Source organism: Allofournierella sp., assembly GCF_048388525.1.
In the GTDB taxonomy this organism is placed as follows: domain Bacteria; phylum Bacillota; class Clostridia; order Oscillospirales; family Ruminococcaceae; genus BQOK01.
In genome coordinates this window covers 39727-61136 of record NZ_DBGCTQ010000116.1, presented here as the reverse complement: position 1 = coordinate 61136, position 21410 = coordinate 39727, and the positions used below count along the sequence as shown (strand labels likewise).

Annotated in this window: 18 protein-coding genes; 5 read left to right on the top strand and 13 right to left on the bottom strand. The window is 65.0% G+C overall.

The window, feature by feature from the left end; all coding sequences use genetic code 11:
- Positions 1-132: 132 nt before the first annotated feature.
- On the bottom strand, positions 133-705 hold the full coding sequence (locus ACMLHZ_RS14285; RefSeq protein ID WP_418668339.1) for an ECF transporter S component: 573 nt from the start codon (positions 703-705) through the stop codon (positions 133-135).
- A 136-nt stretch (positions 706-841) separates the two neighbouring features.
- On the opposite strand from ACMLHZ_RS14285, the gene ACMLHZ_RS14280 reads away from it, so the two are divergent.
- The 3 genes from ACMLHZ_RS14280 (at position 842) to ACMLHZ_RS14270 (ending at position 5637) form a co-directional block, all read left to right on the top strand.
- Positions 842-2245, top strand: coding sequence for a PLP-dependent aminotransferase family protein (locus tag ACMLHZ_RS14280; protein ID WP_418668338.1), 1404 nt, complete (start codon positions 842-844; stop codon positions 2243-2245).
- 107 nt (positions 2246-2352) lie between these two features.
- Positions 2353-4098: a cache domain-containing sensor histidine kinase gene (locus tag ACMLHZ_RS14275; protein WP_418668337.1), complete on the top strand. Its 1746-nt coding sequence runs from the start codon at positions 2353-2355 to the stop codon at positions 4096-4098.
- A gap of 6 nt (positions 4099-4104) precedes the next feature.
- A complete protein-coding gene (locus ACMLHZ_RS14270; RefSeq protein WP_418668336.1) occupies positions 4105-5637 on the top strand; it encodes a helix-turn-helix domain-containing protein in 1533 nt (510 codons plus the stop codon).
- A gap of 75 nt (positions 5638-5712) precedes the next feature.
- On the opposite strand, the gene ACMLHZ_RS14265 is transcribed toward ACMLHZ_RS14270, so the two are convergent.
- Genes ACMLHZ_RS14265 through ACMLHZ_RS14250 form a run of 4 tightly spaced genes read right to left on the bottom strand, consistent with a single transcriptional unit; the run spans position 5713 to position 9306 of the window.
- On the bottom strand, positions 5713-6900 hold the full coding sequence (locus tag ACMLHZ_RS14265; RefSeq protein WP_418668335.1) for an AGE family epimerase/isomerase: 1188 nt from the start codon (positions 6898-6900) through the stop codon (positions 5713-5715).
- Positions 6893-7765, bottom strand: a complete 873-nt coding sequence (locus ACMLHZ_RS14260; RefSeq protein ID WP_418668334.1) for an NAD(P)-dependent oxidoreductase — start codon at positions 7763-7765, stop codon at positions 6893-6895. Before ACMLHZ_RS14260 ends, ACMLHZ_RS14265 begins: the two co-directional genes overlap by 8 nt.
- An 18-nt stretch (positions 7766-7783) precedes the next feature.
- A complete protein-coding gene (locus tag ACMLHZ_RS14255; RefSeq protein WP_418668333.1) occupies positions 7784-8653 on the bottom strand; it encodes a hypothetical protein in 870 nt (289 codons plus the stop codon).
- Complete coding sequence (locus ACMLHZ_RS14250; RefSeq protein ID WP_418668332.1) at positions 8650-9306, bottom strand: GNAT family N-acetyltransferase; 657 nt, start codon at positions 9304-9306, stop codon at positions 8650-8652. The genes ACMLHZ_RS14255 and ACMLHZ_RS14250 overlap by 4 nt, the downstream gene beginning before the upstream one ends.
- A 338-nt stretch (positions 9307-9644) precedes the next feature.
- Here ACMLHZ_RS14250 and ACMLHZ_RS14245 point away from each other — a divergent pair, with 338 nt between their 5' ends.
- Together ACMLHZ_RS14245 and ACMLHZ_RS14240 are read left to right on the top strand one after the other, a co-directional pair.
- Positions 9645-10505, top strand: coding sequence for an NAD(P)-dependent oxidoreductase (locus ACMLHZ_RS14245; RefSeq protein WP_418668331.1), 861 nt, complete (start codon positions 9645-9647; stop codon positions 10503-10505).
- 60 nt (positions 10506-10565) lie between these two features.
- Positions 10566-11993, top strand: a complete 1428-nt coding sequence (locus ACMLHZ_RS14240) for an ABC transporter substrate-binding protein (RefSeq protein ID WP_418668330.1) — start codon at positions 10566-10568, stop codon at positions 11991-11993.
- Between the two features lie 103 nt (positions 11994-12096).
- Here ACMLHZ_RS14240 and ACMLHZ_RS14235 read toward each other — a convergent pair whose 3' ends face one another.
- The 8 genes from ACMLHZ_RS14235 to ACMLHZ_RS14200 all read right to left on the bottom strand — a co-directional run bounded on the left by ACMLHZ_RS14235 (position 12097) and on the right by ACMLHZ_RS14200 (position 21328).
- Positions 12097-13140: a galactitol-1-phosphate 5-dehydrogenase gene (locus ACMLHZ_RS14235; RefSeq protein ID WP_418668329.1), complete on the bottom strand. Its 1044-nt coding sequence runs from the start codon at positions 13138-13140 to the stop codon at positions 12097-12099.
- Positions 13137-14672, bottom strand: a complete 1536-nt coding sequence (locus tag ACMLHZ_RS14230; RefSeq protein WP_418668328.1) for a xylulokinase — start codon at positions 14670-14672, stop codon at positions 13137-13139. Before ACMLHZ_RS14230 ends, ACMLHZ_RS14235 begins: the two co-directional genes overlap by 4 nt.
- A gap of 13 nt (positions 14673-14685) precedes the next feature.
- Entirely contained in the window at positions 14686-15615 is a 930-nt protein-coding gene (gene pfkB, locus ACMLHZ_RS14225; RefSeq protein ID WP_418668327.1) for a 1-phosphofructokinase, read from the bottom strand.
- A gap of 15 nt (positions 15616-15630) precedes the next feature.
- Positions 15631-16479 (bottom strand): class II fructose-bisphosphate aldolase, encoded by an 849-nt coding sequence (locus tag ACMLHZ_RS14220; protein WP_418668326.1) that lies wholly within the window; start codon positions 16477-16479, stop codon positions 15631-15633.
- A gap of 104 nt (positions 16480-16583) precedes the next feature.
- A complete protein-coding gene (locus tag ACMLHZ_RS14215; RefSeq protein WP_418668325.1) occupies positions 16584-18038 on the bottom strand; it encodes a sulfatase-like hydrolase/transferase in 1455 nt (484 codons plus the stop codon).
- Between the two features lie 14 nt (positions 18039-18052).
- Positions 18053-18892 (bottom strand): carbohydrate ABC transporter permease, encoded by an 840-nt coding sequence (locus tag ACMLHZ_RS14210; RefSeq protein WP_418668324.1) that lies wholly within the window; start codon positions 18890-18892, stop codon positions 18053-18055.
- A gap of 12 nt (positions 18893-18904) precedes the next feature.
- Complete coding sequence (locus ACMLHZ_RS14205) at positions 18905-19825, bottom strand: carbohydrate ABC transporter permease (protein ID WP_418668323.1); 921 nt, start codon at positions 19823-19825, stop codon at positions 18905-18907.
- A gap of 312 nt (positions 19826-20137) precedes the next feature.
- Positions 20138-21328, bottom strand: coding sequence for a hypothetical protein (locus ACMLHZ_RS14200; RefSeq protein ID WP_418668322.1), 1191 nt, complete (start codon positions 21326-21328; stop codon positions 20138-20140).
- Between the last annotated feature and the right edge of the window lie 82 nt (positions 21329-21410).

The window sequence follows — 21410 nt, the reverse complement described above, 5'->3', positions numbered from 1 at the left end:
GTGGTTTTTCCTGTTTTTTTACACATTTCTGGGAAAAGCCGCCAAAGCCCCGGGCGGGCCGGCGGCAAGGCCCCCGCCCTGCGCCGGCCCGCCCGGGGCCCCTGTTCTGTTGAATTTTGCAGCATTTCCCTGTCAGGTCAAAGCGCCGCGGAACAGCCCCGCCCTTTTGAGGGCCGGGCGAAGCGCCTCGGCCAGCAGCACCGAGCACACCACCGCAATCAGGGCGTTCACCAGGGTAACCGGCAGCTTCACGGTCACGGTTTCCAGAATGGCCACGTTCCAGGAAAAGCCCTTGATAAAATGCCCCGACAGGATGTTTTTGCTCACGTACAATACGCAATAGCTCACCGCCCCGGCCACGCCAGCCACCCAATAGCCAGCGTGCCGGTTCACGGGCAGCTTTTTGGCCAGGGTTCCCGCCACAAAGGCCATGGCAAATTTATTGATGGCCGTGATCCAGAATTCCGGCGCCCAGGCGGGGTCCATCAGGTCGAACAGCCCCGAGCCGATGCCGGCCGCAAGCCCCCCCGGCACGCCCCCAAACAAAAGCCCGCTCAAAAGGCACATCACATTGCCCATGTGCACCTTCGCCTTGCCCAGGGGGCTGGGAATGTCGATGCCGATGTAGGTAAAAATGAACACCATGGCGGCCAGCATGCCCACCACCGCCAGGCGCCGCACCGCCAAACTGTTTTTTTGTTCCATCACAAAACCCTCCCTTGCGGGGCTTGACTTTTGTTTCCCCGCACTCTATGCTCTCATTATAAGACATTCTGAACCCATTAAAATATCCAGATGATATATTTTTTAAGGGATCAGTTGCAGAGAGAGTGAGGACCGTATGCTTCGCATTTCATTCGAGCGGGCCGCAGGGCCGGGGGCGCCGCCGCTGTATGAACAGCTGTACCGGGCAGTGGCCGCCCAGATCCGGGCCGGGGAGCTGGCGGCCGGGGAACGGATGCCCGGCAAGCGCAGCCTGGCCGCGGAACTGGGCCTGAGCGTGAACACGGTGGACACCGCCTACCAGCTGCTGGCGGCTGAGGGCTGGCTGGCGGCACGGCCGCGCTCGGGCTTTTTTGTGTGCCCTTACGAGGGTCCGCTGGCCCCGCCGCGCCTCCCCTGCGGGGCGGCCCCAGCGCAGCAGCCGGCCGCCGCCTGGCGGTACGACCTCTCCACCGGCGGGGTGGACACCGGGCTGTTTCCCTTCCGCACCTGGGGGCGGATCCAAAAAGAATTGCTCTACGGCCGGCCTGAGCTGCTTGCCCACGGCCACCCCCAGGGCGACGGGGACCTGCGCCAGGCCATCGCCGAGTACCTGCGCGCCTACCGGGGGGTGGACTGCGATCCCGGCCAGGTGGTGGTGGGCGCAGGGGTGGAGTACCTTCTGGGGCTGGTGGGCCGCCTTGCCGCCGGCCGCACCGCCGCGCTGGAGGACCCGGGCTACGGCAGGCCCGGCCGCATTCTGGAGAACAGCGGTCTTTTCTGCCTGCCTGTGCCCGTGGATGGGCAGGGCCTGGACCCCGGGGCGCTGGCGGCCAGCGGGGCGGACCTTGTTTACGTGACCCCCAGCCATCAGTTCCCCACCGGGGCCGTGATGCCGGCGGGGCGGCGGGCCGCCCTGCTGCGCTGGGCGGGCGCCGCGCCCGGCCGGCTGATCCTGGAAGACGACTACGATTCGGAGTTTCGGTTCGGCCTTCGCCCGCTGCCGAGCCTGCAGGGCATGGCCGGGCGGGATGGACCGGTGGTGTATCTCTCCACCTTTTCCCGCAGCCTGGCCCCCAGCATCCGCATTGCTTACATGGTGCTGCCCACCGGTCTGCTGGGCCCCTTTCGCAGCGCGTTCGGCAGTTACTCCTCCACCGTCAGCCGGTTTGAGCAGCAGACCCTGCGGCTTTTTTTGCAGCGGGGGCATTATGTGCGCCATCTGGCCCGGGCGCGGGGGCAGTACAAGGCCCGGATGCTTGCCCTCACCCGCGCGCTGGAGGCCGCGTTCGGCCCGGGCGCGCTGGAATTTTACGGCCAGCACACCGGCCTGCACCTGCTGCTGCGCTTCCCGGGGGGGCCCCCGGAAGCGGAAATGGTGCGCGCCGCCCGCGCCGCCGGGGTGCGGCTGGCCGGCCTGACCGACTACTGCCGCGCACCCGGCCGCACCCCGCTGCCGGATCACACGGTGGTGTTGGGATACGGTGCACTTTGCCCCGGCGACGTGGCCCCTTTGGCCCAAGTCTTGAAAAAGGCGTGGTGAAAGCGCCTCAGACCGGCATATTTTGAATATTTTTTAAACAGTTATTTTGCCTGTTCAAAAAAATTATAGTATAATATATTCAAAATCAGTTTAAGAAGGTGAGTGTTTTGAGGGACGCCGCACCGCCATATAAAAGCCATTTTTACAAAAAGGTGCTGGTGTTTTTGTTTCTGGGCATCTTTTTGCTGATGCTGCTGGTCTCCTTCGGCACCTTCTACATCTATTTTCGCTATTATGTGAATACCCTGGCTGACTATGCGCTGCAAAACTCGGCCTATGTGCGTTCCAACCTGGACACCCAGCTGCAGGACGCCGCCCTGGTGACCGACGATATGTACCTTGACGCGGAGATCCAGCGGATCCTGGCGCAGCCGTCAGACGAAAATCAGGCCCGGTTCCAAAACCACTACTACCAGCACAAATTTTCGAACCCCTATTTTGTGTGCCAGATCGATCTGTTCGATTTTTATGGCAACCGCTACGTTTACTATAACTCCGCCGCGCTGGCCCACAGCTTTTTGGCCGCGCCCGGCACCTTTTCCGCAGAGTGGTATACCCGGGCGCAGGAGGCCGGGGGCCGCGTGGTGTGGGTGGACGGAAGAGAGATCGCGCCCAACGCCTCGCGCCTTTTGTTCGCCACACGGCTGCTGAAAAACGTGAACTCCAACCAGCCGGTGGGGGTCGCGGTGGTGAGCATCCTCAAGCGCAGCGTGTCCGACAGCCTGAGCGACTACGCCTCCCCCACCACCCAAATTTACCTGGCCGACGGCGAGGGGCGGGCGGTGCTGGCAAAGGACGCCGCCTTTCACCCCGACGCACAGCCCCTGCAGCTGCTGGACATGGCCCAAGTCACCGGCCCCGAGGGGTACTACACTTCTTTTTCCGACAGTGTGGTGACGGTCTACTCCCTTGATCCCCGCACCCGGTGGTACGTGGTGCAGGTGACCCAAATGCCCACTTTCTTCATGCTGCTCACTCAGCTGGTCGGCTCCATGCCGGTGATCTTCGGCATCGTGCTGGCAGCGGCGGCCCTGTTTTCCTGGCTTTTGTACCGCACCCTCTCACGGCCAATCCTCACCCTGGTGGAATGCATGCGCGGCCTGGAAACGCTGGACTTTACCCCCCCGCCCCTGGACGTGGAGCGCACCGATGAGATCGGCTACCTGAACCGGGGCTATCTGCTGATGCTGGATGAGCTGCACCGCCTGTTCCAAAATCTCATCCAGGAGCAAAACGCCAAGAGAAACGCCGAGCTGGAAGCGCTTCGGGCGCAGATCAACCCCCATTTCCTTTACAACACCCTCACTGTGGTGCGCTTTTTGATCGATATGAAACAAAACCAGAGCGCCAGCGAGGTGCTGGTGTGCCTGGTGAAGCTGCTGAAGATCAATCTGGACCCCAAGCGCGAGCTCATCACCGTGGAAGAGGAACTGAAATATCTGCGCAATTACCTGGTGATCCAAAAGCACCGCTACGACAATTTTGAGGTCACCTATGAGGTGGCGGAGGACACGCTGGGCTGCTCCATCCCCCGCCTGATGATCCAGCCGCTGGTGGAAAACAGCTTGTTTCACGGCCTGAAAAACGGCGCCCTGCACGGGCACATCCGCATCTCCATCCAGCGGATGGGTGAAACCCTCTCGGTGCTGGTGCAGGACGATGGCTGCGGTTTTGCGCCCGGCTTTGATCTGTCGGCTCCCGCGGTGAACACCCAGCGGCAGGGTGCCAGCATCGGCCTGCACAATGTAAACGACCGGCTTCGGCTGCGCTATGGCCCCGGGGCCGCCCTTCACACGGGCGGCGCGCCGGGCGGGGGGGCGCGCGTCTGGTTCGAGATCCCTTTGGAGGAGTGATGATATATGCTGCGCCTTTTAATCGTGGACGACGATGTGATCGTCCGGAAGTGGCTTCGCCTGGTGTTCCAGCCCTGGGGGGAAGAATTTGAGGTGGCCGACGCCGTGCCCAACGGCCGCGAGGCGCTCAGGGTCTGCCGCGCCCGGCCGGTGGACGTGGTGATCACGGACATGATCATGCCGGATATGGACGGCATGGCGTTTATCCAGGCTCTGCGGGAGTTTGACCTGCGCGCCCAGGTGGTCATCCTCTCGAACTATGCGGATTTTTCGCTGGCGCAGAAGGGGATGTCGTTCGGAGCGGCGGAATATCTTTTAAAGGGAGAGGTCACCGAGGAGGAGCTCTTGGCGGTGACGCGGCGCGTGGGAGAAAAGCTCACTGCCCGCGCCGCCGGGTCGCCTCCCCCTTTTTTAGGGCTGGACTGCCGCCAGCAAAGCCTGCTGCTCAGCGGCGCGCCGGGGCCGGCCCCTGCCTTTGACGCCGCCCTGGCCGCCGAGGGGGGCCGGGTGTGGTGCATCGTGTTCAGCCAGGATCTCCCCGCCTCGGCCCAGCTCGCCTCGGCGGCCAGCGGGGCCGAGTGGACCTTCCAGCTGGCACAGCTGCTGCGCGCGGCGCAGCTGCCGGGCTCGGTCTGCGTTGTGAGCGACCGCATTGCGGCCGCCCTGGTGCTGCTGAAAGGCGCGCCGGGCGAAGCGGACGCCTTTTTCGCCCGCCAGGCGGCGCTTTTGCCCGGCCTTTCGCCCGAGCTTTCGTTTTCGGTGGGCATCGGCGGGCCCGCCGGCAGCGCCGCCGGCCTGGCGCAAAGCTTTTGCCGCGCCTGCGAGGCCATTCACCGCCGCTTTTTTTCCGGGCCCCGCTCGGTGTGCTTTTACGGCGCGCCCTCCGGCCCCCGCACGAATTTCCGCGAGGAGAGCCGCATGGTGCAGAAGCTGGTGCAGGGGGGCGAGCTAAACCGCCTCAAAGCTCTGATCGGGCGGCTGGGCGAACAGCGCGGGCAGTATACCCTGGAGGACATCGACCAGCTGCGCCGGCTGTTCAACACCGCCGCCGAGGCGCTGATCCGCCACACCCTGGCCTGCTGCCCCGCCGCCGCCGAGCCGCCCCTGGCGGACAGGAACCCCCTGGCCGAGATAAGCGGCATGCTGTTTTTGGACGATATGATGGCCTGGCTTTACCGCCTGACCGACCTGTGCCAGGATCTTTTGCAGCGCGCTGCGGGAGAGGGCAGCATGCGCAGGGTGTTCGCATACATCGAACAGAATTATATGAACCCCCTGACCCTCAGCATGATTTCGGAGGTGGCGGGGTTCAGCCCCAACTATTTCTGCAATATTTTCAAGGAATACACCGGCAAAAGCGTGAACGCCTATCTCACCGAGCTTCGCATCCAGCGCGCCAAGCGGCTGCTCACCGCCACGGGCAAGAGCGTGAACCTGATCGCCGAGGAGGTGGGCTACGAGTCGCCCAGCTATTTTATCAAGGTCTTTAAGGACGTCACGGGCGTGACGCCCAACCACTTCCGGCACGCCAACCGGTGAGGCGGCGCGCGGAAAAGCGCCGGTCCCTCTAAAACGTTTGCTTTAGAGAGGCCGGCGCTTTTTGTTTTCCGCTTGTCAGCCGCCGTAAAAACGATCGATCAGCTGAACGCTTTTCAAAAGCGCGCGGGGCAGATGGAAGGCGCACTTTTGAAAACCGCCTTTGTTTTGCAGCCGCGGCGCGCCGCCCCGGTGCAGTGCATAATACCATTCCCCGTAAACGGGGTCCGCAAAATGGGTGCGGCAATACTGCCACAGGGCGAGGAACTCCTCCAGGCAGGCGGGATCTTTCAGCTCGTGCGCGGCCCACAAAAGCGCGGGCAGCGCCTCGGCGTGGGTCCACCACACCTTTTCATCCCACCGGAGCGCCCGGGGGGCGATCCAGTCGGCAAAATGGGGGGCGCTGCCGTCCGCATTGAGCATGTACAGCACGCCGCCGTTTTCCCGATCCCTTGCAAGGGCCCAGGTATGCCGCAGGATCGCTGCGGCACCGGGGCAGGGCAGCTTCAGCTGCTCGGCCGCCTCCAGGCAGAACACCATGCTCTCAAAGGTATGGCCGGGGTTGATGCGGCCTCCCCCTGCCGGCGCGCCGCCCGGCGCGCGCTCTTCCAGCACCACCCCCCGGGCCGGGTCCGCGAAGCGGCCCAGAATGCGCTCCAGCAGCCGGGCGCGCAGACCGGCCAGCGCCCCGCCTCCCAGCAGGCGCTGGGCAGGCGCGAGCGAGTTGAGGGCGATCATGTACACGCCGTGCAGCTCGGCCCCCGGCACATATGCCTGGGGCGCGATGCGCTTGACCACGCCTGCCTCCAGCTCCCGGGCCACCGCCGCCGCGGTCAGGCGCACCTGGTCCTGCCCCGCAGCGTCGCCCGAGGCCAAAATGTATTGGGCGAGCCCCTCCAGCGCAAAGAGGTCGGCATACAGTGACACCGATCCCTGTTCCACCTCCCCTCTGCGCGACAGAACGTAGTTCCAGCGGCCCTGCCCCGCCCAGGCATGGTCCAGCAAAAAGTCCCGGCCGGGGCGGGCCAGGGCCAGCCATTGCTCCCTGTGGGCGGGGTCCTGCGCGGCCAGGGTCGAGAACATCCACACCATCCGCCCCTGCATCCAGGTGTTTTTCCGGTCGTCCCACACCCTTCCCCGGCGGTCAAGGCCTGTGAGGTAGCCGCCGTATTCCGCATCCACCGCGTGGCGTTCCCAAAAAGGCATCACATTTTCAAACAGCATCTCCCGCAGCTGCTCCCGTGCCCCCGCCAGGCGCTCATCCATCGCCCTTTCCCCCGAGCTGCCGCTCCGCAAGGCATGCCAGCTGCGACAGATCCGCCCCGCCCATCCCCTCGGCCCGCGCCTCGGCCAGGCGGGCCAGGCCCGCCTGCATCAGGGGCAGGGCGCGGGCGGCTTCCGGCGCCATGGCGGCCGCATAGCGCAGATCCTTGTAGGCCAGATCGATGGAGAAGGACAGCGGATATTCCCCCGCCGCGATCTTTTCGCCGTACAGCCGGTAGGGTACGCAGGCCACCCCGGTCTGGCCGATGGCGCCAAACAGCGCCTGCACATCCGCGCCCGCCGCGCGGGCCAGGGGAAAGATCTCGCAGTACAGCACAGCGTACTGGATGGCCAGATAATTGTTCACCAGCTTGGCCACGTTGCCGCTGCCCGGGCCGCCCATGTACCGCACCTGCGCGGCAAAGCTTCCCAGCACCGGCCGCGCGGCCTCCAGCGCTTCGGGAGCTCCGCCCACATACACCATCAGCGTACCCTGCCGTGCTGCCTCGGGCGTGCCGGCCAGGGGCGCGTCCAGAAACCGCGCGCCCGCCTCCGCCAGCTTTTTGTGCAGCGAGACAGTGGTCTCAGGCAGGCTGGTGCTGGTATCGATCACCAGCCTGCCCGCCACACATCCCTCCATCAGCTCCCCCACCACCTGCTCCACCGCCGGGGCGTCGGGCAGCGACAGAACCACCGCCTCACTGGCGAGCGAAGCCGCCCGCGCGCTTTGGGCCAGCGCCGCCCGGCCCGCAAAGCGCTCCTTTGCGGCCAGGCATACGTCGTACACCGTGAGCTGGTGGCCTGCCCGCAGCAGGCTTTCACACAGGCCCGCCCCCATGCGGCCCAGGCCGATGCATCCCACCTTCATTTTTTCACGCTCCTTTTCCTATTCGGGCTCCACCGTGACCGTATATTCATACGCCGCACCCGCTTCCAGATGCAAAATGCAGGGGCGGGCGGCCAGCTCGTATCCCCCGTCCCCGCGCGAGGGCAGGCCCTGCCAGGGCTCCACGCACACAAACTGGCCCTCGTTGTCGGGTGACCACACCACCAGGGTGGGGAATCCGCCGATGGAGACCCTCACCCCCCGCTCCGCGCCCGCCGCGCGCAGGGCCGCCCAGGGCGCGTTCAGCCCCTGCAGCACCAGGCATCCGCAGGCGCGGAACAGCTCCTTGGAGAGGGGCAGGGCGGCCACCCCCTCCAAACAGGGTTCTTTGTGGTCCAAAAGGCCCTGGGCCAGCCGCCAGTTCCAGGCGGTCTGCGGCCCGGGAAACACCAGGGCGCACTCTTCCAGCGGGCGGCCCAGCGGCGCGAGGGCCAGCCCCAGATGCTCACCCATGGAAAACTCCATGCGGCCGGCACCCGTGTTCTCCACCCGGCGCGTGAGCGCAAGGCCCCGGGGCGTGAGCGCGAAGGTGCAGGTCAGCCGGAACGGAAAGGGGTAACACCGCAGCGTATCCTCGTCCGCCTGCAATACCAGGGACACGCCTGCCGCCTGGCGTTCCTCCTCCCGGAATTCCCGGTCCTTGGCAAAACCGTGGGGCGGCAGCTCGTAGCTCTTGCCGCCGTGGTCAAAGCGCATGTCCCGCAGCTTGCCCGTGATGGGAAACAGGGTGGGCGCATGCCCGCTCCAGTAGCGCGGGTCGCCCTGCCAGATAAACTCTGCCCCGTCGGCTTTGCGCCGCAGCGAGCACAGCTCGGCGCCCAAGGTATCCACCCGGGCTGTAAATAATTCGTTTTCAATGCCGATTTTCATGTTCTATCCCTCCCGGATCTCATGATCGTTTCTGTATCGTCCCATCCCCCGGGCGCTTCGCCCGGCAGATGGCGCCCGCTCTGCCCCAGCTTTTCGCGGATCACGCCCCACGCGGCGGCAAAATCGCGGTCGCCGGGCAGGCGCACGGGCTCAAAGCCATATTTCCCATACAGCGCAACGGCGCGCCAGCTCCAGGTCTGGGTGGTCAGATACACTGCTCTGCCCGGTTCCAGAGCCGCAAAAACATCCAGCATGCCGCACACCAGCGCCCCGCCCAGCCCCCGCCCCTGGCAGCAGGGCCGCAGCGCCACCCTGCGCACGCGCCCCACCCTGCCCTCTCCCGGCACGCTGCCGAACCAGGCAAAGGCCACGCCCATGGGCCGCCCCTCCTGTTCCAACAGCAAAAACCGCCGTTCAAGCTCCCGGGGCCAGGGACCGAACTCCCGGTCAAAGTAGGCGAGCGCCTCCTCTTCGCGGGCAAATTCCCCCACCTCGCACTCCACCCGGGCAAAGGCGAGGCGGTCCGCCCCGCCCTGCCAGCACCGCAGCCGCCATCCGCCATCCGGCAGGGGCGGCCACCCGCCCTGCGGCGGGCCGCTCACCGGGGGGCGGCGCATCTCCACCGGGTAATAGCGCACACTTTTATCCAGCATCCCGCGTTCCTCCCTTCCTCCACTCTCGGTCGTGGGCATTGTAGCACGGCCGCTAAAATTCTGTCAATTTTATGATTTATCCAATTAATCGTCCGGAAAACTATTGAACATATACAATTTTTAAAAGATTTTTACAGTATTTCTTAAGATTGTTTTATTTGTTAAATAGTTAACCAATCGTTTCTTGCAAATGTGCTATTATTGGTGAAAATTATTGCACATGGCCTGGGGCGTGCCTGCTAAAATGAAAGCGTCCCAGGGGACCCTGATTGCTGCAGCGTCTGTTTTCCCCGATGCAACGAACACCCACATGAACTTGAAAAGGAGCCGTCTTCAACATGAAAATTGGTTTTATTGGCCTGGGCCGGATGGGCCGCGGCGCATGCGAAAATTTCATCAAGCACGGCCACGACGTGGCGGTATTCGACGTAAGCGCCGAAGCCATGGAATACTTCCGCGGAAAAGCCGAACTCTCAGCCAGCCCCGCAGCCCTGTTCCAGCGCAGCGAAGCGGTGCTTCTCTCGCTGCCCTCCTCGGTGCAGGTGGAGGCCATGTGCGAGACGTTTTTCGCCTGCGGCGCAGCGGGAAAGACCGTGATCGACCTGTCCACCAGTTACCCGCTGTCCACCAAAAAGCTGCACGCGGCCTTCAAGGAGCGCGGCGGTGTTCTGCTGGACGCCCCGCTGATGGGCAACCCGGCCATGGCCGCCGAGGGCACCATTTCCGTGACCGTGGGCGGCGACGAGGCGGACTTCGAGGCCGCCCGCCCCATTTTTGAGGCCTTTACAAGCCGGGCCGATTATATGGGCGAGGCCGGCAGCGGCCACCTGGTCAAGCTGGCGCTCAATTTCACGGGCCTGATGTACGCAATCACCTATTCGCAGATGTTCCCGCTGATGGAAAAGCTGGGGCTGGACACCCACAAGCTGTTCGATATCATTTGCGGGCAGAAGACCAACTGCGGCGTTTTTCAGTTCTATGGCCAGAAAGTGCTCGACCGCGATTACCGGCTGGATTTTGCCCTGGCGTTCGGCCTGAAGGACCTGGGGTATGTAAAACGGCTGTACGAGGACCTGAACTGCCCGGCCTTTGCGCTGGACGGCGCGTTGGACCTGCTGCGCACCGGCCTGAAGGATGGCCGCGGCGGGCACGATTTCTCCGAGGCAGCCGCAGTGATGCGGGATTATCTGGAACTTTGATCCACAAAAGGCGGTTTTGAAAACAAGCTGAAACGCACCGATGAAAAGGGGGTACCACAAATGTCTGTAACAATAAAACGGCTGATCGCCCTGGGCCTTTCCCTTGCAATGGCGCTGACGCTGGCGGCCTGCGGCGGCAGCCCTTCCCAAAGTGCGCCGGCGCCCGCCGGCCCCGCCGGGGAGAGTGCGGCGGGGGGCGCCGCCTCGGAGGCGGCCCAGCGCCTGGACGAACAAAAGGAACTGAACATCATGTTCGTGGCGGGCAATTTCCCCGAGTCCATGCAAAAGATCTACAGCGACTATGAAGAGGAATACGGCGTGAAGATCAATTACACGGTGCTGGGGGTGGACACCTATTACCAGAAGATGCTGGTGGAGCTTTCGTCCGGGTCGGACGCGTACGATCTGATCTATCTCATGAGCCCGCAGTTTTTGCAGTATGCCTCCAACGATTGGCTGTACCCGCTGGACGATTTTATTGCCGACAAGACCATCACCGACGACGCGCTGCTGGATCTGGACGGCCTGATGAAATCGTCGGTGGACGCCCAGCGCTACGACGGCAAGCTGTACGGCCTGCCGGTGGCGTCGCTGACCACCCTGTTGTACTGGCGCAAGGATCTGTTCGAGGCGGCGGGGCTGGACCCGGACAAGCCCCCCGAGACCTGGGAGCAGCTGCGGGATTACGCCAAGCTCCTGCACAAGGACGGCGTTGCCGGCGTGGGCCTGCGGGGCGCGCGCAGCGCGGGCGGCTCGGAAGGGCTGATTTGGGAGTGGCCCATGGTCATGTATTCCATGGGGGGAGACTTTGTGAAGAACTTCCCCACCGATATGACCCCCACCCTGGACACCCCGGAGGTGGCCGCCTCGATCGATTACTACGCCGACCTGCTGCAAAACTACTCCATCCCCGGCGCCACGACCTGCAACTACGAAGATATCACCGTGGCGGTGCAGCAGGGCGACCTGGCCATGTGGATCGACGGCGCAGCCATTGTGCGCAACTACATCGACCCCGACAAATCCGCCACCCGCGAGGAGGACGTGGGCTTCGCCCCGGTGCCCGCGGGCCCCGAGGGCCGCTGCGCCCCCCTGAACGTGCACTCCATCAATATCCCCAAAAACGCCCAGCACAAAGAGCGGGCCTGGCATTTCATGCAGTGGGCCCTGTCTGAGGAGATCCTGGTGCGGCTGGGGATCGAGGGCAACCTCGTGACCGTGTCGCGGGAGTCGGTATACGACAACCCCGATTTTATCGCGAAGAACAACATCGGCGGCGGCGCCTGGCTGCAGGCCATGCGCGAGAGCCTGGCCAATTACGCCATGCCGAACTACCGGCCGCTGACCCCCGAGTGGCCCGAGGTGGCCGACATTGTGAGCGGCTACATCTCGGATGTGTTCGCAAAGCAGAGCACGGCAGAGGAGGCCATGAAAATGGCCAATGAGGAGGTGGCCGCCGTTTATAAAGAGGCGGGCTATATTTCCTGATCCCCGGCATTTGGAAAAAAGCCAAGCGCAAGGGCCGCTCCCCTTTGGGGGAGCGGCCCTTGCGGATCGTTTGGGTCCCGCCTGCAAAAAGCCGGGCCCCTTTTTAATCGTTGACCAGCATCACCTTGCCCCCCACGCGGCCTCCCTTGAACAGGGCGAACGCCTGGGCCGCCTGGGCCATGGGGAAGGTCCGGTATACCAGCGCGTTGTCAAACCACAGCCGGCCGCCGGCAAAGCACGCGGCGGTGTCCAGCCATTCCCGGCCGGGGAAGGGGGCGCTGTAGCTCATCCAGGAGCCGGTGAGGGTGAACTCTTTGCGGTTCATCTGCTCAAACAGTTTCCAGCCGAATTGCAGGTCCGCCGCCGAGGTCCCGATAAAGCACACCTTTGCCCTGGGGGCCGCCAGCTCGAACGCAAGCCGCATGGTGGCGTTCTGGCCCGCCGTCTCAAACACGAAACCGTAGCCCGCCGGCCCCGCCAGCGCCGCGGCCCGCTCCAGGGCCCCGGGCTGCGCGGTGTTCACCGCCACATCCGCGCCCATGCGCAGCGCCAGTTCCAGGCGTGCGGGGTTCAGATCGAACACAACGGTCCTGCGTGCGCCCAGGATGCGCGCCCACTGCATGGCAAACAGGCCGATGGTGCCGCCCCCCAGGATCGCCACGCTCTCGCCGCCCCGGTACCCCGCCTGCAGCAGGCCGTGCAGGCCCACGGTGGCGGGCTCGAAAAATGCCCCCTGCACAAAACCGACGCTCTCGTCAAAGGGCACCACATTGCGTGCGGGCACACACACATACTCGGCAAAGCCGCCCGCCCGGCTGGAGCCGATGAATTTGTAGTTCCGGCAGAGGGCGTAATCGCCTTTTTGGCAGTTTTCACAGCGCATGCAGGGCACCAGCGGCGCCGCCGTGACCCGCCGGCCCGGGGCAAGGCCCTCCACACCCCGGCCCACCTCGGCCACCTCGCCTGAAAACTCGTGCCCCAGCACGATGGGATAGTAGTGGGCCGCAGGGCCCAGTACCCGGGGCAGGTCCGAGCCGCAGATCCCCGCGGCCCGCACGCGGATCACCACCTCGCCGGGGCCTGCCCGGGGGGTGTCGATCTCCTCCCAGCGAAGGTCATCCACGCCGTGCAGCACTGCTGCTTTCATACTTTTTCACTCCTTTCAATCCGGGCCGCACGGCCCATAGTATCCTTGAGATCTTCGTAAAGCTGCCGGTAGATGGGGTAATACGCCTCGTATACCGCCTGGGCGCCGGGGCGGGGCCGATAGATCTGCCCCGGGCGCGCGCACAGCCGCACGGCCGCCTGCAGGTCCGGGTAGCACCCCACCCCCACGCCGGCCAGCATTGCCGCGCCCAAGGCGGCGGCCGTATCGGCACAGGCGGCCCGCACGGGCGTTCCCGTTACGTCCGCCTTGATCTGCATCCAGAGCGGGCTGTTGGCGGCGCCGCCCGTGGCGTACAGCGTCTGGGCTTCGATCCCCGCCCCGCGGGCTGTTTCCAGGTTATGGCGCAGCGCATAGGCCACGCCTTCCAGCACCGCGCGGAACAAATGCGCCCGGGTGGTGCCGAACCGCAGGCCGAAGAACACGCCGCAGGCGGCGGGATCCCACAGTGGGGAGCGCTCTCCCGAAAGATAGGGCAAAAACACCACTCCCCCCGCGCCCGGCAGCGCCTGGGCGGCAAGCTCGTCCAGCAGGGCGAAAGCGCTTTGCCCCGTCTGGTCCGCCCGGGCCTGTTCCGGCCCCCCCAGCTCCCCCGCCAGCCAGCGCAAAGCGGCGCCCCCCGCCACCGTCCCGCCCTGCAAAAGCCAGCGGCCAGGGGCCACATGGGCGCTCAGGATCAGGTCCGGGTGAGGCAGGGGGACGCCGGTGCAAAGGCTCATGCCTCCCGCCTGGCCCCCCTGCTCCTGTGCCTGGCCCGGCTCGATCACCCCAGCCCCCAGGGCGCTGCAGGCAGCGTCCAGTCCGCCGGCAGCCACAGGCGTCCCCGCCCGCAAACCGGTGGCCGCGGCCGCGGCGCTTGTAACGCGGCCCGCGAGCTGCCAGCAGTCCGCCAGGGGGGGCACCTTTTCGGGGTCCAGCCCCAGCTCCCGCGCCAGGGGCAGGTCGTACTCCCCCTGGGCCATGTTGTAAAAATGCAGGCCGTAGCCCTGGCTGCGATCCTGGCAGAACACGCCCGTGAGCCGGTAAACGATGTAGCCGTTGCTCTGCAAAAAAAAGGCCGTGTTTTTATAAAGCTCCGGCATCTGCCGCTTGAACCACAGCATTTTTGGGGTGGTGTAGGAGGCCTTGAAGGGGTTGCCGCTCACCGCCCGCAGCCGGCCGCCCAGCCGCGCCTCCACCTGCCCGCAGAGCGGCGCGGCCCGGCTGTCGGTCCAGATGGGGGTGGGGGCCAGGACCGTGCCCCCCGTGTCCACGGGGATGCAGGACCAACTCTGGCCGTCCACCCCCACGGCCGCCACCTGCCCGGCTGCCACGCCGCTCTGGGCCAGGCAGCGGCGCACACAGGCGCACACGGCTGCCCACCAATCCCCCGGGTCCTGCTGGGCAAACCCAGGTTCCGGGTATTCCACCCGGTAACCCGCGCTGGCGGCCCCAACCACGGTCCCGGTCAGCGAAAACAGAGCCGCCTTACAGGCCGAAGTGCCAATGTCGATGCCCATCAGATATTCCGCCATGGCTTTTCCCTCCTCACGCGCCCAGCCGCTCGACCCGGCAGCGGGGCAGCAGCGCCGCCACATCCGCCGGCTCCACAAAGCCTGTGCGCTGCTGCATGGCGTTCGCGCCGGCCACCGCCAGGGCGAACCGCAGCTGCTCGGGCCCCGGCCGCCCTTCGCGGATCGCCAGGGCGAACGCCGCCACCATGGAATCCCCGCAGCCGGTGGCATTCTGCACCGGCACGCTGGGGGCCGCGCCCCAAAACACTCCTTCCGGGCAGGCCAGCAGCGCACCGCCTTCGCCCAGCGACACCGCCACGCTGGCCGCGCCTTGGCCGCGCAGCCCCACCGCGGCCGCGCGCACCTGCTCCAGCGAGCCGCAGGCGCAGCCGGTCAGCTGGGCCAGCTCTTCCCGGTTGGGCTTGATGAGATCCGGCCGGGCCCCCAGGCCCCGGGCCAGCGCCTGCCCGCTGGAATCCAGCAGCACGGGCGCGCCGGCGGCTCGCACCGCGCGGATCAGGCGGGCGTAATAATCCGGCGCGCAGCCGGCAGGCAGGCTGCCGCACAGCGCCACCGGCCCCTCCTTCGCCATAAGGCGCAGCTTTTCACAAAAGGCCGCCTGGGCGGCGGCCGGGATCTGCGGCCCCGGCTCTAAAAACTCTGTGCCCCGGCCCTGCGCGTCGATCAGGTTCACACAGCTGCGGCTCTCGCCCTCGACAGCATAAAAATCGCCTTCCACCCCGTCTTTGCGCAGCAGTTCCAACAGATAGGCGCCGCTGTGGCCGCCCAAAAAGCCCGTGGCGCGCACCGGCGCGCCCAGAAGCTGCAGTACCCTGGCCGCATTCACGCCTTTGCCGCCCGCCGAGGCCCGGCATTGCTCCACCCGGTTCACCCGCCCGGGCTGCCAGTTTTCCAGCAGGTACAGCTTGTCGATGGACGCGTTCAGCGTGACGGTCGTGATCATATCCGCCGCCCCCTTTCACGCCCGGCCGCCGCAGCCGCACACGCGGATGAGATCCAGCACCAGCTGCTCCACCGCCTCGCGCCCCGCGCCGCCGTAGGTTTTTGGGTCAAAGGTCTTTGCATCCTGTGCCAGGGCGCGCCGCACACCTGCGGTGTAGGCCGCGCGCAGCTCGGTGGCAAAGTTTACCTTGCAGATGCCCTGGCTTATGCACCCGCGCACCGCGCGCCCGCCCAGGCCCGAAGCCCCGTGCAGCACCAGCGGAACGGCCAGCAGGTCTTTCAGCCGGCCCACCAGCCCGGTGTTCAAAACCGGCGCGGCGGCATACACCCCGTGGGCCGTGCCCACCCCCACCGCCAGGCTGGAGACCCCCGTTTCCCGCACGAACTCCACCGCCTCGCCCGGGTCAGTATAAGCCCCGGCCCCGCACACAAGATCGTCTTCCTTGCCGCCCACCCGGCCCAGCTCCCCCTCCACCGGCACGCCGCAGGCGCGGCCCAGCTCCGCCACACGGCGGGTCAGGGCGATGTTTTCCGGCAGCGGCAGTTTGCTGCCGTCGATCATGACGCTGGTGTAGCCCGCGCGCACGGCCTGGGCGCACAGCTCAAAACTGCTGCCATGGTCCAGGTGCATGGCCACCGGCACCGGGGCGCTCTCGGCCAGGGCGCGCACGCTTGCCAGATACAGCGCAAGGCCACCGTACCGCACGGTGGAGGGGGTGGTCTGAAGGATCACCGGCGCGCGCGCGCGGCACGCCGCCTGCACGATGGCCTGCGCCATCTCCATATTCTCGGCGTTGAATGCGCCCACCGCATAACCGCCCTGCCGGGCGGCCAGCAGCATGGTTTCACTTGTCACCAGCGGCATATATGTACCTCCTTGTTGCCGGGCCCGCAAAAACGGGCAGAAAAAGCCGGAAAGCAGCGGCCGCGAAAGCGTGCTGCCCTCCGGCAGGGTGGGCAGCGCCGAAATCACACTTCCAATTTCAGCGTATGACCCAGCGGTTCATAATTTTGGCGCCCCTCGGCGTAGACTCCCGCCCGGTCCAGCTGGCCGTTGCCGCTCACACGCTCGTGGCGGCCGTCGATCGCCGGGTCGGCATAGCGGGCAAACCACGCCTCCAGCTGCCGCTTGAGCTCGCGGATGCGAAGCGCATGTTCCGGCGCGTCGATGAGGTTTCTTTCCTCGCCGGGGTCGCCTTTCAGATCGTAATATTCGTCCGGCCCGTAGGGGTAACGGCAGACGTATTTGTCCACATAGGTACGGATCATGCGGGCGGGGCCGTATTCATCGAACACCACCACCGGCGCGCTTTCGTTTATGGGCTGCTCTTCCCCTTCCAGCAGCGCGGCAAAGCTGCGGCCCGGCAGCTCCGGGCGCTCGGGTGGGGGCAGGCGCAGGTAGTCCAGCAGGGTGGGCATGAAATCATAGGCGCTTACCATATGCCGCACCACCCGCCCCGCCGGGATGCGGGCCGGGTGCCACATCACCAGCGGCACCTTGACCGAGGTGTCGTACATGTTCAGCGGAAAGGTGCCGTTGCCTTTGCCCCAGATGCCGTGATGGCCGCAGTTGAAGCCGTTGTCGGCGGTGAAGACGACCAGCGTGTTGTCCAGCACGCCCAGCTCGCCCAACCGCCGCATCAGCCGGCCCACGCCCCTGTCCACCCCTGTCACGGCAGCGTAATACCCCTTCAGGCTTTCCTGGGGGTGTTTTGCATTTTCCCGGGTGGGGGCGTCGGGCGCGGTGGAAAAGATGGCCCAGGGATGGGGCTCGCGCACAGGGCAATCCGAAAAGGCGCAGCCCTCGTACAGGTCTGTGAGCTCCGGGGGGTGGTTGCCGCCCGTCCAGGGGCTGTGAGGCGCCGTGTAATGCACGCCCAGATAAAAGGGTCCGCCCTGCGCGGCCATCTCGCTCATGAATTGCAGCGCGTTGTCGGTGATGGCGTCGGTCACATAGCCCGGCTCCTCGATCATTTCTCCATTTTTGATCATGGGGGCATTGTAGTAGTTCCCGCCGCCCCTTTGGTGGGTGTACCACCGGGTGAAACCCTTCTGCGGCAGGGTCGCGTCTCCCAGGTGCCATTTGCCGCTCAGCGCGCAGCTGTAGCCCGCGTCCACCAGATCCTCGGTGTAGCCGCGCATCCCCCGCAGATACTCGATGGCGCCCGGCCCGCAATTGCCGGCGCGGATCCAGTCGTGCACGCCGTGCTGGGAGGGGATGCGCCCGGTGAGCAGCGAGGCCCGGGCCGGGCTGCACACGGGCGAAGCGCAGAAAAAGCTTTCAAAGCGCGCGCCCCCGGCGGCCAGCCGGTCGATGTTGGGGGTGATGATCTCTTTGTTGCCGTTGCAGCCCAGGGCCCAGTAACCCTGATCGTCGGTGAGCACAAAAAGAATGTTGGGTCTTGACGGATCGTGATTGGCCATAAAAAAGCTCCTTTTCAATCGCCTGCAAGGCCGCCCTGTGTGAGCCCCTTGACGTAATATTTGCGGATGGCAACGCCGAAGAACACCACGGGCAGCGCGATCATGATGGAGCCCGCGGCAATGACGCCCCAGTTCATTTTTTCAAACACGATGAAATTGAGAATGCCGATGGGCGCCGTTTGCACCTTTTGCCGTGTGAGCAGCAGGGCGAACAGGAACTCATTCCAGGAAAAGATAAACGCCAGGATGGCGGTGGAGGCGATGCCGGGCGTGGCCAGCGGGATGGAAATTTTGAACAGGGTCTGCAGCAGCGAACAGCCGTCGATGCGGGCCGCTTCTTCCAGGCTTACGGGAATATCCTCCATGAAAGCCCGCAGGCTCCACACGATAATGCCCAGGTTGGACGCAAAGTAGATCAGGGTCAGGCCCAGGTATGTATCCAGCATGTTCAGCTCTTTGTAGGCGATGAAATACGGGATCACAAACACTGCGCCGGGGCTCATGCGGGTAATGAGCAGCACATAGAAAAAGCCCTTTTTGAACCGGAACTCGCACCGGGCAAAAATATAGGCCGACGGAATGCCCACCACAAGCGCCAGCACAATGGAAAGGATGCACACCACAAAGCTGTTGAAAAAATACTGGCCGAAGCTGCCCGTGACAAACAGCTCCTGATAATTTTCAAAGGTGGGTGTGAAAATGAGCTGCGGCGGCACCTGAAACGCGTCCTTTTGGTTTTTCAGCGAAATGAGCAGCGTCCAGTAAAAGGGGAACAGGGTGGCGAACATGAGCACCGCCACGAACAGGCCGCGTGCCGCGGCCGCCAGCCCGCGCTTTGTTTTGGGCTTGAGCATATGCCTTTCCTCCTATCGTTTGGCGCGGGATTTCCGCCCGTAAAAGAAGATGATCAGCGCCAGAAGCACCGCGAACATCAGCATGGAAGAAGCCGACGCATACCCCGCCTTGAATTTTACAAACCCCTCGGAATAGGCAAAGTAGGTGAGCTCTTCGGTGTTGTTGCCGGGCCCCCCCTGGGTGAGCGAAAATACCAGCGGGAATATTTTGAGCCCCTCCACAATGCGGAACACCAGCACCATGGACAAAATGGGCTTGATGAGCGGCAGGGTGAGGTACCACAGCTCCTGCCAGAAGCTGGCGCCGTCGATGCGGGCGGCCTCGAAGGGCGACACGGGCAGCGAGTCCAGCGCGGCCAGCACGAACAGCACCACAAAGGGCGTCCACTCCCACACGGCCACCAGCACGATCACCCACCGCGCCGCAACGGGATCGGCCAGCCAGGCGGGGGCGTCTTTTACGCCCAGCCCGTACAGCAGCGCGTGGATGCCGCCGTATTTCGGGATCAGCAGAATGCGCCAGATCAGGCCTGCGATCACCGGAGGAATCACCATAGGCATCACGATCAGGGCCTGCACCAGACCCCGCAGGCGCCGCATCCGCTGGATGGCGAGCGCGGCGGCCACCCCGGCCGCCATCTGGAACAGCACGCTGAAAAACACCATAAACAGCGTGTTTCCGGCAGCGTTCAAAAACCCCTTGTCGGAAAACAGGCGGATATAATTTTCCAGCCCGGTGAAGCGGATCTGCGCGCCGGTCATCTTGTAGTTGGTGAAGGAAAGCCCCAGCAAACTTGCCATGGGCACCAGCACCAGGATAAGAAGCGAGAGAAACAGCGGCAGCAGAAATGCGATCTCCAGATTCTGCCGCTCGGATTTCAGCGTCGCTCCCTTGGGGCGCCGCGCTGCGGGCCCCCTGCCGCCTTTTTTCATAGCCGGTCTCCTTTCGCATTGCGGCGCCCCAAGCTTTTTGCCTTGCCGCCCGCGCTTTGTGCCAAAACAGCCCCGCCCGCCGAAAAACGCTTGGACCGGCGCGGGCCGCCTGCCTTGCTTTTATTATAAAAAAGTGGAGCGGGGCTTTGTGCCCGAATTCTCACCAGTAATGTAAACATCTTCCGCTGCCTGCGCCGGGCGCCGCCAAAATAGCTTTAATCTACCGAAAAACATAAAAATTTTACGGCTTTTTGTTGGGCGTTGCATAAAAACAGCGGCCCGCCCGGGATGATCCCGGGCGGGCCGCTGTTTTTATTCCAGGCTTCCCGCAGGGGCCGCATGCTGCGGCGGAAGGGAAGGTATAGCCGTGGAGCCGCTTTGCCCCTGCTGCCCCTCACCGCCCGCCGTGGACAGGCTGGCCGGCGGTGTGGGCGACGCTCCTCCTGGCGGCGGGGCGCTGGCCGGGGGCTCGGCGCCGCCCGCCTGCCGGGCGTCCGGCGTGGGCAGCGGGGTTTGCGGGGCGGGCGTTCCGCTCCCTGCCGCCGTGGGGGCCGGCGAGGCGGCGGCGCCCTGCTGCCCTTCCAGCGGGTCGGTCACCGGCTGCGGCGTGGCGTAGAGAGGTTTTTCGGCGGTTTGACCCTCGGCGGGCACAAACCGCAGTTTGGCAAAAGCAATACTGTCTTCTCCGAATTCGTACCGTTGCGCCTGCTGGTCGTACCGGCCGGCCACCGGCTCGGCCTGCACCTGGGCCTGCTTTTTTGCCAGCCAGCGGAAGGTGTTTTCCAAGGTGTAAAAGTCCGCGGCGGTGAGGTCGGTAAGCAGGCTGCCGCTGTTTTTGCGCAGCCCTGCGGGCAGGGTGTCGGCCAGGTTGTCCAGCTGCTGGCGCAGCGCGGCGTCCCAAACCGCCGCACGCACCCGTGCCGCGCGGGCGGGCGGCAGACCCAGCCCCGTTATAAAGGCGTTTGCCTCGGCCGGCGGCAGGCTCAGCACAGGGTCTGCTTCCAGCCCCAGGGCCGCAAGCGCCTCCTGGTCCAGCAGGCCGGTCAGGTTCACCCGGGGCGGTTCCAGCTGCCCCCACAACTTGCCCAGCGTGTCCGGCGTGACGGCCAGGTATTTGTCAATGCGGATGTTCAGGGTAGCGGCCAGCAGCGCCGCCGCCCGGGCCGGGCCTGCGCTGGAATAGCTGTCGGCCAGCAGCACCGTGCCGCCCGGCGCCAAAAGAACGCTCTCGGCAGGCACCGGGCACAGGTGAAGCACCCCATTCTGCGCATCCAGGCGCACCAACACAAAGCCCGGCTTTTCCGCGGCCACCGTTACCAGCACGGTGAGATCGGTCTCAGCCCCGGGCCCGCCCAAGGGCACCCCGCTCTGGCTTTTTTCCGCCTGCCGCGCCTGGCCCCCCTGCCAGCCAGAATAAAAGATCAGCCCGCCCAACAGCGGCAGCAGAATGGCCAGCGTCAAAAAAAACGACAGCCAAAACGCTTTCGCCCCGCTTTTTCGCATGGGCCTCCCCTCCTTTTTCCAAGTGATGTGGCGCATATAGCATGGTCCGATCGCAAACCTTATATGCGTAAAGGAGGGTGAA